General features: G+C 59.3%; 15 protein-coding genes and 1 pseudogene. 5 read left to right on the top strand and 11 right to left on the bottom strand.

Going from position 1 to position 13,796, the window contains the following annotated elements; genetic code table 11:
• Positions 1–104: 104 nt before the first annotated feature.
• The 5 genes and pseudogenes from GA829_RS37685 to GA829_RS33290 all read left to right on the top strand — a co-directional run.
• Positions 105–305, top strand: a pseudogene (locus GA829_RS37685) (helix-turn-helix domain-containing protein); the annotation flags it as partial.
• Positions 306–446 (top strand): hypothetical protein, encoded by a 141-nt coding sequence (locus GA829_RS37680; protein ID WP_374940445.1) that lies wholly within the window; start codon positions 306–308, stop codon positions 444–446.
• Positions 447–792: 346 nt separating this feature from the next.
• Positions 793–924: a hypothetical protein gene (locus GA829_RS37020; protein ID WP_258052410.1), complete on the top strand. Its 132-nt coding sequence runs from the start codon at positions 793–795 to the stop codon at positions 922–924.
• A 338-nt stretch (positions 925–1,262) separates the two neighbouring features.
• Entirely contained in the window at positions 1,263–1,706 is a 444-nt protein-coding gene (locus GA829_RS33295; protein ID WP_195180065.1) for a Ros/MucR family transcriptional regulator, read from the top strand.
• Between the two features lie 605 nt (positions 1,707–2,311).
• Positions 2,312–3,448, top strand: coding sequence for a flavin-containing monooxygenase (locus GA829_RS33290; RefSeq protein WP_195180064.1), 1,137 nt, complete (start codon positions 2,312–2,314; stop codon positions 3,446–3,448).
• 520 nt (positions 3,449–3,968) lie between these two features.
• Here the strand turns inward: GA829_RS33290 and GA829_RS33285 are convergent.
• The 11 genes from GA829_RS33285 to GA829_RS33240 form a co-directional block, all read right to left on the bottom strand.
• A complete protein-coding gene (locus GA829_RS33285) occupies positions 3,969–4,394 on the bottom strand; it encodes an RraA family protein (RefSeq protein ID WP_195180063.1) in 426 nt (141 codons plus the stop codon).
• Complete coding sequence (locus tag GA829_RS33280; RefSeq protein ID WP_195180062.1) at positions 4,394–5,086, bottom strand: alpha/beta fold hydrolase; 693 nt, start codon at positions 5,084–5,086, stop codon at positions 4,394–4,396. Before GA829_RS33280 ends, GA829_RS33285 begins: the two co-directional genes overlap by 1 nt.
• Positions 5,087–5,207: 121 nt before the next feature.
• A complete protein-coding gene (locus tag GA829_RS33275; protein ID WP_195180061.1) occupies positions 5,208–6,173 on the bottom strand; it encodes a cupin domain-containing protein in 966 nt (321 codons plus the stop codon).
• Entirely contained in the window at positions 6,173–6,307 is a 135-nt protein-coding gene (locus GA829_RS37015) for a hypothetical protein (RefSeq protein ID WP_258052409.1), read from the bottom strand. Before GA829_RS37015 ends, GA829_RS33275 begins: the two co-directional genes overlap by 1 nt.
• A 241-nt stretch (positions 6,308–6,548) precedes the next feature.
• The gene (locus GA829_RS33270) at positions 6,549–7,571 is read right to left on the bottom strand and encodes a LacI family DNA-binding transcriptional regulator (RefSeq protein ID WP_195180178.1); all 1,023 of its coding nucleotides are present in this window, start codon (positions 7,569–7,571) and stop codon (positions 6,549–6,551) included.
• A complete protein-coding gene (locus GA829_RS33265; protein ID WP_195180060.1) occupies positions 7,571–8,338 on the bottom strand; it encodes an SDR family NAD(P)-dependent oxidoreductase in 768 nt (255 codons plus the stop codon). Before GA829_RS33265 ends, GA829_RS33270 begins: the two co-directional genes overlap by 1 nt.
• The gene (locus GA829_RS33260; protein ID WP_195180183.1) at positions 8,335–8,565 is read right to left on the bottom strand and encodes a hypothetical protein; all 231 of its coding nucleotides are present in this window, start codon (positions 8,563–8,565) and stop codon (positions 8,335–8,337) included. Before GA829_RS33260 ends, GA829_RS33265 begins: the two co-directional genes overlap by 4 nt.
• A gap of 19 nt (positions 8,566–8,584) precedes the next feature.
• Positions 8,585–9,895: a histidinol dehydrogenase gene (gene hisD, locus GA829_RS33255; protein WP_195180177.1), complete on the bottom strand. Its 1,311-nt coding sequence runs from the start codon at positions 9,893–9,895 to the stop codon at positions 8,585–8,587.
• A 1-nt stretch (position 9,896) separates the two neighbouring features.
• On the bottom strand, positions 9,897–10,436 hold the full coding sequence (locus tag GA829_RS33250) for an ester cyclase (protein ID WP_195180059.1): 540 nt from the start codon (positions 10,434–10,436) through the stop codon (positions 9,897–9,899).
• 259 nt (positions 10,437–10,695) lie between these two features.
• Positions 10,696–11,745 carry an ABC transporter ATP-binding protein gene (locus tag GA829_RS33245; protein ID WP_195180176.1) on the bottom strand — a complete coding sequence of 350 codons (1,050 nt, stop codon included), beginning with the start codon at positions 11,743–11,745 and terminating at the stop codon, positions 10,696–10,698.
• A 512-nt stretch (positions 11,746–12,257) separates the two neighbouring features.
• A complete protein-coding gene (locus GA829_RS33240) occupies positions 12,258–13,775 on the bottom strand; it encodes a GMC family oxidoreductase (protein ID WP_195180058.1) in 1,518 nt (505 codons plus the stop codon).
• Positions 13,776–13,796 lie beyond the last annotated feature (21 nt).

Genomic DNA, 13,796 nt, shown 5'->3' with positions numbered 1-13,796 from the left:
GAGTTGAGTCCTGCCTGTCAGGCAAAATACAAGAAATGAGAATTAGAAGAGCCCGCCACCGTGAGGCATCGAGCTACGCACTGTGATCAGCCTACGACGAGAACATGCGCCAGGCAGCGAGTACGTTGGCGAGGAACATCAGTTCAAGGGAGCAAATGACGATCACAACAGGTCAGTTGAGGGCTGCGCGGGGCCTGATCGGTTGGACGCAGCAGGATCTAGCGGACAAGTCAGAAGCCGGTCGCGCAATTATCGCAGACTTTGAATCCGGTAAGCGGACGCCTTACGCCACAACGCTCACGCGAATGCAGGAGACGTTGATCGCGGCCGGCGTCGAGTTCATCCCCGAGAACAGCCGTGGCGCCGGTGTGAGGCTGAAGAAGTCGACGCTTGCCGTCGAGATGCGCGATGGCGAGGCCGGGATCATCGACAACAACGAGATGTAGCTGGAGTTGGGAGTGCGCCGATCGCTGATAATCTGAGGCGTGTGCGGTCGTAGCGCGGAACTAGGCTTTAGGAGCGGATGAATGCGCGTCAGGACGTTCTTGTTGCTAGCAATAGCGGCGCTGGCTATCGGAGTTGGCGTGGCTGAATTTCAGCTTCAACATACGGCGACGCCGGGTGCAGCAGCCCCACCGGCAGCAAAACTGCCGACGCTGTGAGCCGATCTGATCGTTACGCGATAGCCTGGGAGGAATTCGGTGACTCCTGATCGCCTCAGCAAATGCCTATCCATCATCCGGTGGGCGCCCAGTACGCTGGTCGCGCTGCCTCGGCTGTGAAGTGTCGCTGGTGAACGCCTGGCTGAACGATCTCGAGGAAATCCCAGTGAAAGCTGGCGCCTGGATCGAGACGCTGGCGACCATCCATGAGAAGGCGGAAGCGTTGAAGCCGGTCGGTCTCAAGGGGAAGCGGTTTTCTTGACCGCGCGGATTGAAATCACTTGCTCGCGCTGCGGCATGCCAGCTTACGGCACCGACAATCACGGACGGCGGGAGGTAGACGTCGAGCCCGAAGCCATTCGGTGTTCCATGCTCTTCGAGGGCAAGTGCATCTTTTGGGATAAGGCTGTGTCCCGTGCTTGGCTGACCTACGAAGGGCTCATCGACAGATCGGCAGAGTAGCAAGAGAGAAGGCATTCGAAAGAATTCGCAGGGAAATCGGTCGTTATCGGTCCGCGACTAAGCCTGGCCAACTTTAATGGTTTTGCTCACCAGAAAAACATATTAGACAGTTTGCATGACCGAACTGGAGTTGAGGCTTTGAGCATTAGCGATAATGGGGAACTTATCGAACTGACTGCCGAAATTGTTGCGGCGTACGTGCAAAACAATCCGGTTCCGGCGGCGGGCTTGCCCGATCTAATCGCCTCAGTGCATATGTCAATGTCGCGCCTTGGTGGGCCAACTGAGCCGCCAGCTGAAGCCCTAATTCCTGCGGTCAACCCGAAGAAGTCCGTGTTCCCCGACTATATCATCTGTCTGGACGACGGCAAAAAGTTCAAGTCGCTGAAGCGCCATCTCAGAGCGCTAGGAATGACGGCTGACGAATACCGCGCTAAATGGGGCCTGCCCGCCGACTATCCGATGGTCGCGGCAAGCTATGCTGCAACTCGGTCGGCGCTGGCAAAGGCTAGCGGTTTGGGCCGCAAGGCGACTCCCGAAGCTAAGAATGCGCCTGCGAAGCGCAAGGCAGCTAAGCCGTAGTCACCTCGTCGGTTGGTGGGCCTCAAGTCGGACTGGCACTCCTTTTGCGCTGATCCATTGATGCAGAAATATTTCGAGCCGCTTTCCGAAAAATTGCGACGGAACCCGCTGAAACTCTGGTCGCCTTGGTCGCCGTAAAGAAGGATATGGACTGCCGTGAGGAGCCGTAGCTCATCACAGCAGACCACCTTGTTCAAATGCCGCGCTGGCGGCACCTCCCGCAAGCAACTGGTCGAGAAGATCATTCGGTATCGCAGGTTCTTTGCGTCGCGACATAGTGGGACTCCTTCTTACCCATTATGCCCGCCCGCACACGGAATTCCCGACAGTCCCGTTGCCTGGTATCCGTCGTGCCGCTAACCATGCTCGGCGGCGCAGGCATCAGCGGCACTCACAACGTTGATTGGCTCAAGCCGATGCCCATGCGCCGGCATGGGGGTCGGCGGCGTCCGGTAACAGTAAAGTGTACGGGACTGCCGGCCGCCACGCTGGCCGTCGCCACAAACCAGGCATATCAGCGACTTGACCGGTGTTTGCCAGCGGTTTGCGCTTGATGAGGATGGGAGGTCGAGCGCCCGCTTTGTTGTTGCCGAGGCTACTCAGCCATGCACGGAACCAGGATATCCGACGGAGTGATCGTGATAGGCGCGGGTGTGGCCGGTCTGGCCGCCACCCATGCCCTCATGCAGGCCGGCATATCCGTTCGGCTGCTGGAAAAGGAGCGGCGCGTCGGCGAGCCATGGCGGCGCCGGCACAATGACCTGCACCTCAACACGCACCGCTCGCTGTCGTCGCTGCCCGGTGTGAACTATCCGAGGGGAACACCGGCCTTTCCGGACAAGTCGTTGGTAGTCGACCATCTCGATCTGTTTAGTCGGCGCCACGGACTGCCGATCGAATATGGCGTCCGCATCGAGGAGATCGCCTTCGCCGGTGGCCACTGGACGATTACCACCACCATGGGAACGCTGACCGCAGCCCATGTCGTCATCGCCACCGGTCGCGACAGCACACCCCACATTCCGCAATGGAAAGACATGGCGGATTTTGGCGGCCGGATCATCCATTCGGCCGACTTCGGCGATGCTGGCGACTATGCGCACAAGAAGGTCATGGTGGTTGGCGCCGGCAATTCGGGTTTCGACGTGCTCAACCATCTGGCCGGCATCGAGACATCAGCCCTGTGGCTGTCGGCGCGGCACGGGCCGACGCTGCTGCCCAAGCGCATCTTCAACATCCCGGTTCACCTGATGTCACCCATCGTGGCGCGCCTGCCGGTCGGGGTCGCGGACGCCCTGCTGCGGACGACCCAGCGTATCGCCTTCGGTGACTTGACGAAGTTCAACCTGCCGCCCGCCTGCACGGGAGGCGCCAGCCGTTTGGCCCGCGACTATATCGCCATTGCGTCCGATGACGGCGCCGCCGACGCCATCAAGGCTGGAAGGATCCAGGTGGTGCCGCGGATCGGCCAATTCACCGGCGATGGCGTGATCCTCACCAATGGCGAACGGATCCGCCCCGACATCGTCATCGCCGCGACCGGCTACCGCACAGGGCTCGAACGGATGGTCGGCAAGCTTGGCGTCCTCGACGCAAGAGGGTTTCCGCTCTTCAACGGCGCTGGTCACTCCCCCAGCCTGCCCGGCCTGTGGTTCACCGGCATGCGGCCAAGCATTCGCGGCTGCTTCGCCAACGCGCGGCTGCAGGCCCGCGCCATCGCGGCGGCGATCAAGGCCGGCTGACACGCGCCGGCCGGCACTGCGCTGATATGCCATTATCGTCAGCGTGTCGGTTGGACGCCTATCGCCTCATTGGTTTCGGCATGCATCCAACCAGTGCCGGTCAGGCGCTCTCAACGAGCCCAAAAATAGTGGTCCCGTACATCACCGACGCAGTCTTGAAGCCCGACTCGGATACGAAGAAGGCCCCGGCTGGCTTGGTCAAGACTGACCAGGATAAGATGACGAAGGAATGCTGCGACGCAGCGGTGCGCGAGCCGCGCGCCCAGTTATCTGCTAAAGCTCAAATCGATCGGCGGCAAACAAGGCGCGTCAAATCATTAAATGCCAGCAGGGCAGATATTGGAAGGCACCTTGAAAGATGTCGTATAAGAAATCTGTGAAGCTCGATTTTGTGCGGGATGCATCGATAGGCGGCGTTGCTATGTTGATCTGGCAACGGGCGGTGAGCCCGGTGCAATTCAAGCTTCTTACCAATTTGCAACCCTTTGGGCACAATGCTGAAAACTCCGCGGCCTAAAGCTTAGGCACAGGACCAAAACGGAGCGTTCCCTTCGGGAAGGTCACCCAAGTCTCGCATGACACCGTTGGTCAGCACGCCTGAGATGCCGAACCCTTTGTGAACATTCGCATTTATCTCGCCCCAGTACGCGCCGACACAATCGGGAAAATAGACATCTTCCATCATCGTAACGGCAGGGCGAGGCGCTTCGGCCATGTAGCGGTAATAGGCCATCCGTCGCGCCTTGCGGAGCTCAGTGGGAGGGTGCATAGCTGCAATCTTGGCGGTGCGTGCATAGCCGACAACAGCAGGTTCGTCAGGTGCGCTGCACAGCATGGTGCCTCTGGTAAAATCACCAAACCCACGTTTGCCTTGCACGACTTCTATGGCGTTGCAGACGGTAGGCGTGCCGACGCTGCGCAATAGATCAAGGAGTTCGCTGTCCATCATGCCTCCAACCACCGGCTCAACGCCGCTGTGGTTTGTTCCGGTTTTTCGAGGGTCGGCAGATGGCCGGCATGTTCGATGACCTCAAGCCGCGCGCCAGCAATCAGATCACGCATAAAGATGTGCCGCTCGACCGGACACAGCGCATCCTCCTCGCCACAAAGTATCAAGCTAGGCACCGTCACCGTGCGCAGAACATCTTCCTGACCCGCCCGCGTCTGAAGGGCGCGTGACTGGCGGATGAAGACATCCGACCCCAGACCGACGGCCATGTCCATACAGAGATCCGCTATTGCTTGCTTTTCATGTCCGTTGGTAAGGTAGTTCGGGATCATCTCGTCCCGCATCACGACATGAAGCCCCCCTGCCCTGACCTTTTCAATTTGCGGTTCACGGCGCTGTCTGACCGCTTCCAGTTCCGGCAAGGGATTAGTGTCCAGCAAGGCCAGTCGCTCGACCCGCCCCGGCGCCTGCCGGATGATCTCCATGGCGACAATCCCTCCCATCGACAGGCCCACGAGGGCAAAGCGGGGCGGCGAATGGGCAAGGATTTCGGCAGCCAGTTTCGCGATCGTGTCATGACTCGCGATCGAGGCAAGGATCAGATTTCGTTGAGCCGACAGGCCAGCGATTTGCGGGCCAAACAGACGCGCATCGCACATCATCCCGGGAATCAACAGCAATGGGATCATCCCCGACCTCGACCAGTTCAAGTGAACTCGGCGGCGAATTCATGCGGCAACGGCAGCCCACGCACACCAGGAGCCGCCGGCCTGGCTCGATTCGCCAGGCCGTATCTCACACAATCATCGCTCAAGCTCTCCAGGTTGCACCGGGCTTGTCGTCGGTGTTGCGCACCCGGTAGAGGCTTGCTTCTCCTGTCATTGATGGGGCCAGACCGTGTGACAATCCAGGCGGCACCGCACAGACATCGCCCGGCGCCAGAGTCTTTTCGCCACCTTCCCATGTCAGTCGCCAATGGCCATGCATGACCATGAGCACCTCATGTCGATCGAGGACATAGGGCGTATCGGCGATCGAGCCGCGCGTCAGCAATTCGACTTCGAAACCTGGGCGGTCGCGCAGCAGAGACTTAGGACCGATCACCTTGGCCGGTTCGTGCGCGGCCAGCGCCATCAGATCCCAGTAGCGGGCAACGTAATCCCGCACCACCGCCGCGGGCGCCAATTCCGGAAAGGCTTTCAGTTCCTCATCGGTCAGCAACGGCATGGGCTTGACCCCATCAGGCAATGGCTGGCCTTTCTTTGTATCGTAAAGCTTGCCATTGGCGCCCAGCACCAGTCCGTGAGACTTCGCATCCTCGATCACTTGAGGCGCCCAGATGACCCCACCGCCGGCATCGTCACCGCCAAGGATCGCCATGATCATCCCATAGTCGACGCCGATATTTTCAAAGCCACGGAAGATGCCCGTGGGAATGTTGATGATGTCGCCCTCCTCGAGAACGACCTCTCCCGCCTTGCCCCACCGGCCCCAGAAGAACTTCCAACGGCCTTTCAGCACGAAGAACACTTCCGCTGTACTGTGCGAATGCAGCGAGTTGCGACATTTCGGAGGCTGGCCCGCCGCGCCAATGTTGAACCCAGGGGTTTCAGTGATGTGGACATGCTGGTCGGCGCTTTCCGAGACTCCGCCCCCAATGATTGTGAAGTTTTCCTTCTGGTCGCTTCCTGGTGTGTGCGCATCTATAAATGCTGTCTTGCAGGGCCGTAGATCGCCATATCGGACAATGCGGGCTTCCATCTCTTGCGGGGTCATCACAGGTCTCCAGGGTGCAGCAGGATCTGTTTCCAGATCGCCGTTTCGTCAAAAAAAGCGTCACGTCGCACGGTTGCTATATCTCGTCTGAAGAGGCCGAACTCAGCATCGCTCCTGCCCAGAACAACAACCATCGCAACCCTCCGCGCGCGACCTTCAGTGGGTCATCGCGGCCAACATGTGGTGGAATTCGGATCGAGCGTCGGCGAGACGCACGCAACCCATCCAGCGATCGATATCTCTGAATGAGTGCCCTGTGTCCCGCCTCGGACGTCGCAGCTGACAGGATGCGATGTAGCGATCTTCCCAGATTTCCAGAGTGATACCGATGATAAAGTCAAGGGAAATCATCCCTCAACGTCAGGTCGAAATCTTTCACGACTTATATCCTACAGGTTTTCGGGCCGACCCCCGAACAATCAACGGACCGGCGATCCGATGTTTACGGGGCGCGATATCGCCTTTCTCAATTCGCGACAGAAGCGCCTCGACGGTCGCTTCGACCATGCGATTGACGGGCTGGCGCAGCGTCGTCAGATCATAGGCTGGCCATGCCGCCAGCGGGACGTCATCATAGCCTACGACCGAGACGTCGTCGGATACGCGCACGCCCAACTCGAAACGCAGAGTATCCATGACGGCAAAGGCCATGTGATCGTTGCCGACGAAAATCGCGTCTGGTGGACACTCTGACTCAAACAGACGTCGCGTGGCTTGCGCAGCGGCATCGCGGTCATACATTCCATCGATCACTGAATGCGCCTCGACCCCTGCCGCAGCCAGACCGGCGAGAAAGCCCGCCGCGCGATCGACGCCAGTGGATGACCCTTGCCAGCCGGCGATATGCGCGATCCGCTTGTGCCCACCAGCCAGCAGAAAGTCTGCCACTTTGCGCCCTCCGGCAATGTTGTCGGATGTGACCTCGGACAGCCTGGCATCCTTTTGGCCGCGGTTGAACATCACGACCGGGATGCCGGCGGCATCGCAGCGGGTCGTCAGTTCATTTGTCATCGCGACCGAAGCCGTAACGATGCCGTCCACCTGGTAGTCCAACAGTTCCTCGATCACGGGCTCGACACCATCGGTCGAGTTGGGCGCCATGAAGACGAGGATGTGGTAGCCCCTCGCCTGCAGTGCGCGCGACAGGAGTTCCAAGGCGATCGGGTAGAACTGGTTTTCCAGATAGGCAACCACGAGCCCGATGATCCTGCTTTTCCCCGTGATTAGCGACCGGGCCAGAACGTTAGGACGATAGCCCAGTTCCTCCGCAGCTTTCTTCACCTTGGCAGCCGTCTTCGATGAAACCGACGCTCCCGGCGTAAAAACCCGGCTAACGGCCGATTGGCTGACGCCGGCAACCCGCGCCACTTGCTGGGACGTCACTTTTGGTTTGAGCATCATTCCGCCGTCCAGCCCCCATCGATCATCATCGACGTACCCGTCACCAGCGCCGAGGCGTCAGAAGCCAGGTAGACGACAGCACCAATCACGTCTTCGACCTCGCCTGGGCGACCCAACTTGATCTTGTCGAGAATCCAGCGCGCCCTTTCAGGGTTTTCAAAAGTAGCCCTGGTTAAGGCTGTTCGGATAAAAGTCGGACAGATCGTATTGACCCTTATCCTATGAGAACCCCATTCGATCGCCATTGCCTTTGTGAAGCCCTCGACCGCATGCTTAGTCGCGCAATAGACCGCGCGGTCGACGCCGCCGACATGACCCATCTGGCTGGAAATATTGATCAACGACCCAGGCTTTGCGGCTGCAATCAACCCCTTGGCCACAGCCTGCGTCAAAAAATAGGCGCCTCGAATGTTGACTGCAGCGACCGCGTCGAATTCATCGGGCGTCGTGTCGGCAGCGGCGGAGTGGCGCGCAATACCTGCAGAATTGACCAACACGTCAAAAGGTCCACTATCAGCCACCGCCTGCGCGGTTGACGCCACATCCGCCACATCCAAAGCCAACGAGCGAGCCCTGCCCCCAGCACGCGCAATCGCGGCCACGACAGCATCGAGTTTCTCAACGTTTCGCGCTGCCAAAACAACCTCCGCACCCGCGTCCGTCAGCGCTGCGGCGCAGGCCAGCCCAATGCCCGAGGAGGCGCCGGCGACCAGCGCACGGCGGCCGTCGAGGCGGAACGATGGCGTGCGGGGAAGATCGATCATGCGAGCGCCACTACGGTCTCGGGGTCGAAACCCATGCGCGCCTTGTTAAACTCGCGCATCCTCCCAAAAACGTCCTCGCCGAGTTGGCCGAAGGGACTTGCCAAACGGATCGTCGCTTCCGTCGACATGACCGCGTCCAGCGCGCGACGCACCGACGATTCCGAACAATCGTACATCGTTGCGCGCGGGGGCGAGATCAACGCCTTATGCTTCGTTGGGGTGTCCATCAGCGCTGCTCTGGTCTTCCTACGATGCGCCTTTTCCATAGGGCACGTTGATGCCGCCAAACCTGCGTAGGCGAATATTGGCCTGCTCGGCGTGCCCGACGAAGCCCTCGAGCAGGCAAAGACGCGAACAGTAGGCGCCGATTTCCACTGCGGCCGCATCGGTCGTGATCTTCTGGTAACTGTGGGTTTTGAGGAATTTGCCTACCCACAATCCGCCTGTGTAACGCCCTGCCTTTTTTGTGGGCAGGGTATGGTTGGTGCCGATCACCTTGTCGCCGTTGGCAACATTGGTGCGCGCGCCGAGAAACAGCGCGCCATAGCTGGTCATCTTCTCCAGGAACCAGTCATCGCGATCGGTCATCACCTGCACGTGCTCGGAAGCGATGTCGTCGGCGACAGCTAGCATCTCGCCATAGCTGTCGCAGAGGATCACCTCGCCGTAGTCTTCCCAGCTTTTCGCAGCGGTATTGGCGGTCGGAAGGATCGTAAGCAGCCGCTCGATCTCGCACAGCGTGTTCAGCGCCAGCTTGCGGGAATTGGTCACCAAGATGGCGGGCGAGTTATAGCCGTGCTCTGCCTGACCAAGCAGATCGGTCGCGCAGATTTCACCATCGACCGTATCGTCCGCAATGACCATTGTTTCGGTCGGCCCGGCCAACAGGTCTATGCCGACGCGGCCGAAGAGCTGGCGCTTTGCCTCGGCCACGAAAGCATTGCCGGGACCGACAAGCATGTGTACCGGATCTATGGTTTCGGTGCCGATGGCCATTGCGCCGATAGCCTGAATGCCGCCCATGACATAGATTTCGTGAGCGCCACCAAGATGCATTGCGGCGATGACCGCCGGGTTAGGCTCGCCCTTGAAGGGCGGCGTCGACGCAATAATGCGCGGTACCTTGGCCACGCTGGCCGTCGCCACCGACATATGCGCCGATGCCACCATGGGAAATTTTCCGCCAGGCACATAGCAGCCGACCGACTGTATCGGGATGGTCTTGTGACCGAGAATTACGCCCGGCAGAGTTTCCACCTCAATGTCAACTATCGAATCGCGCTGGGCCTGTGCGAAATTGCGAACCTGGGTTTGCGCGAAACGGATGTCATCGAGGTCGCGACCGGGAACCTTGGCGATCAGTCCTGCAATGTCATCGTCCGACAGGCGGAAGGATGGCGGGGAATAGCTGTCGAACTTCTCCGACAGTTCTCGCACAGCGGCGTCGCCACGCGCCTCGATATCCTTGAGCGTCGTCTCGACCACGGCGCGGACCTTGGCGTCATCCTCAGATCGCTCGGACGCCGGCTTTCCACGCTTGAGATACTCCGTTGTCATTTCAATTTCCTTGGGTTTCGGGGCGGGGCGGCGTTTTTTCCCCTCTGTCAAACGCTTCCCAGCCATGGCCGCCAAACGCATCCACGCCGAGTTGTGCCATCACATGCGGGAAATCCACCATCACCCAGTTGTCGGTGATCTTGCCTTCGACCACTTTCCAGAAATCCATATAGCGTATCTCGACCCGACGGCCTGTCGGCGCGATTCCCATAAACTCGCCTGAATGGGTCGCCTCCTGCCGCCCAAAGGCCGCCGCCCATTCGCCCATGAACAAACGAGCTTCGTCAATGCAGGTCTTATCGGAGAATGCCGCCTGGAACGGGCGTTGCCAATTGTTTTGGAATTCCTCGAGGCCAATCTTGGTGCCGCAGCCGGCATTGCCCATCCAGCGGAAGTTCTCGGCGAAGAAGGCGCCGATGCTGTCGATGAGATGGTCGTTGAGGCCATCGACCATCGTTTCCACGACGCGCCTGGTTTCTGCCGTCTTCGACTGATCGTTGTTCTTGGTGAGCATCGACTGCTCGGGACGCGAGCCTCTCATGCGCTATCTCTTTTTCCGAAATCTGGCTTGAAATCACCGAATTTCACCATGGAGCCTGCACCGAGATTCCAGACCTTGAAACCCACACTTGGTGTGTCAGTGCCACCGAATTCAGAAGGCCATCCGCAGCGGCTCTGGAACCTGAAGAAACCAACGGCATTTTCATAAAGATTGCGATGCCTCGGTTCATGCCGGTTCTCTCATGGAAGTTCCGAAATATTTGGCATGGTTCCAGTGTCTGGCTAAAGTATAATGCTGGTCACATGCGCAGGCCGGTTGTCCGATCAAACAGATGGCAATTCTCCGGCTGGATAACGAAAGCCGCTGGATCGCCGATTTCGGCTCTAAAGTCCTTGGATGTCTTCACGGCGACGAAAGCGGCTGCAGCCCGTACCGTCACCATTGTAGCGTCGCCAAGCAATTCAACGCTGTAGATCGGCGCTTTCACCTGAGCGCTGTCAGGTGCGCCAAGGGTCGCGTCTTCCGCCCGAAAGCCGAGCGTCACCGGTCCGCGGAATTCGGTGGGCAGCGCCCCGATGCGAATGTGTTCAGCAGTGAACACGCCGTCTGACAGGTCGCCGTCGACCAGGTTCATGGCCGGTGAGCCGATAAAGCCGGCCACGAAAGTGTTCGCGGGTCTGTCATAGATTTCCGTTGGCGTGCCGATCTGTTGAAAAGTTCCTTTGTTCATCACCACGACACGGTCCGCGAGCGTCATTGCCTCAATCTGATCGTGTGTGACGTAGACGGTAGTCACCTTGAGCTCATGCTGCAGATTCTTGATCTGCGCGCGGGTCGAGACGCGCAGCTTGGCGTCGAGGTTGGAAAGTGGCTCGTCCATAAGGAACACGGTCGGCTGCCGGACGATGGCGCGCGCCAAAGCCACACGCTGGCGCTGTCCTCCCGATAGGTCGCGAGGCAGGCGGTCGAGTAGAGGGCCGAGTTCCACCATCTCGGCTGCGCGCCGTACGCGGGCGTCATGCGTCGAGCGATCGACCTTACGGACCTTGAGCGGAAAGCGGATGTTCTCGTAAACGCTGAGGTTGGGATAAAGTCCGTAGCTCTGAAACACCATCGCTACGTCGCGATCCTTTGGCTCGAGATTGTTCACGTTGCGCTCGCCGATGTGGATCTCGCCAGCGCTGGGTTCCTCAAGTCCGGCGATCATCCGCATCGTGGTGGTCTTGCCGCAGCCGGAAGGTCCAAGAAAGACGATGAATTCACGGTCGGCGATGTCAAGCATCACATTATTGACGCCCACGAATGCGCCCCAACGCTTAGTGATGTTCTTGAGCGAAACCGATGCCATTAGACTGCGACCTATCGTGAGGACTGCGGATTCAAGATCCATCCGCTGCTTGTACAAGTTACACTTTACACAGTTTGACTACGTATGCAATGCGCTCCGATTTATAATATCTCATTGGGTAGGAATCACGTTTGTGGTCGGCGCTGAACCTACGGCGTGCGCTGCAGTTTTTATGGCGGGACGCTTGGCGATGCCGACATCCGTGAAGGTTTCGCCTATTTTCGGATCTGCCGACGGCCGGCAAAGCCGAAGGATTGGCTGTTTCTCGGTCGCGACGGAGCCGCATCAATCTATATGCAGGTTCTCTGTCAGGCTTGACGCTCGACACTCACGGCAGCCGGCATCGACAAGCGCGTGATGGTCCGTACTGTGCGACACTCTCCAACGCCTCTGCTGAAGAATGTCGTCGATCTCCGCAACATCCAAGTTGTACTCGTCAATAACCTTTCGATCACGGCGCGCAAATCGGCAAGTCCGCTTGAATGTCTAATTCTCCGTGAGCTTGTATCCGTCTAGCCCGCATCCTCGGCAATCATTCCGGCAGCCCTGTGGCCAATCATAATCGACGGCGCGTTGGTGTTGGCGGACGTGAGTTGCGGCATCACTGATGCGTCGGCCACCCACAAACCAGAGACGCCCTTCATTGCTAGCCTAGGCGTCACTGGTGCTGGCCCTTCGCCCATTCTCAACGTTCCGACCGGATGATACGCGGTGCCCGCTGTGTCGAGAACATGTTGCCGAATTTCTTCGTCTGAGCGCACTTTATCGACGCCCGGGAAGGCTTCGAGGCCGCGATACGAACCGAACGGCGCCTCCTCCATCAATTGGCGCAGCCGCCTGAATCCAGCAACCAGAAGATCAAGATCGGCAGGATCGGTGAACAGGCCGAGATCGATCTCAAGCCCACGGTTGGTAAGCCGGACGGAGCCGCGGGAGCGCGGGCGGCAGACGCACACATCGCTAAAATAGCCCGAACCCGGGACGATTAGCCTGTTGCGCCACCCCATCATAAAGGGAAGGAAGTGAACTTGAATGTCCGGCGGCCCACCATCATTGCGTGCATTGAAGAAGGCGCCGGCCTCAACGGTGGGGGAACCGATCGGCCCGGTGCCTGACGTAAGATATCGAAAAGGTGCGGCAACCCAAAGCGGAACCTGACGCACGGTAGGCCCATAGCCCGAGCGCGCGCCGACATAGTGAATGCCGACGGCTGGGTGATCTTGAAGGTTCCTGCCGACTCCGTCGGCGTCCGCCACGACCCTGATGCAAGCGCTCTCCAGATCGTCTGCCGGACCGACGCCTGATCGCAGCAGAATTTCAGGCGATCCGATCGAACCGGCAGATAGCACAATCCCCTTTCTGGCACGAATGGTCGAACCATCGGAAAGAACGATGGCGCTTGCCTTGCGGTCCACGAACTCAATATGATCAACCTGCCGATCCGTCAAAACCTCCAGACCCCCTGCCCGAGCAGGCCTCAAAAACGCATCGGCGGCCGACCAGCGCCGCCCTCGGCGCATGTTGAAATGGAAGATCCCGGCGCTCTCATATTCCGGAGTTGGGGGGGCGGTTCCATTGTTTCCAAGGACTGACTGAAGCGCTTCGCTGAGCGGATGCGGATCAGCTAAACGGCTAGGTCGCATTCGCTCTTCGATCGCCTGGAACGCCGGCTCGACGTCCGACCAGCGCCAACCATCCACGTCCCAGTTGTCAAAATCGTCACGCCGCCCGCGGAACCAAACCATTGAGTTTATCGAAGAAGAGCCGCCCAGCATCCGGCCGCGCGGGATCTTGAGCCGCCGTCCCCCAAGAGCCGACTGGGGAGCGGAGCGATACTTCCAGTCCCGCTTCCCGCCCATGAGCCAGACGAGGCCCAGTGGCGCCGTTACAAGCATCCCGCTATCTGGGGGACCCGCCTCAACGATCAGAACCGATCCGGCTTTGCGATCGATCAATCCGCTCGCGACGGCGCAACCGGCGGCCCCTGCTCCGACGATAACGAAATCAAAGGTCGATGACGCAACCATCATTCACCACCTTCCGATCTTTTC

This window comes from Mesorhizobium sp. INR15 (assembly GCF_015500075.1).
Taxonomy (GTDB): domain Bacteria; phylum Pseudomonadota; class Alphaproteobacteria; order Rhizobiales; family Rhizobiaceae; genus Mesorhizobium.
Note: the sequence above shows the minus strand (reverse complement) of the source record. Positions and strands in the feature narration are given on the sequence as shown.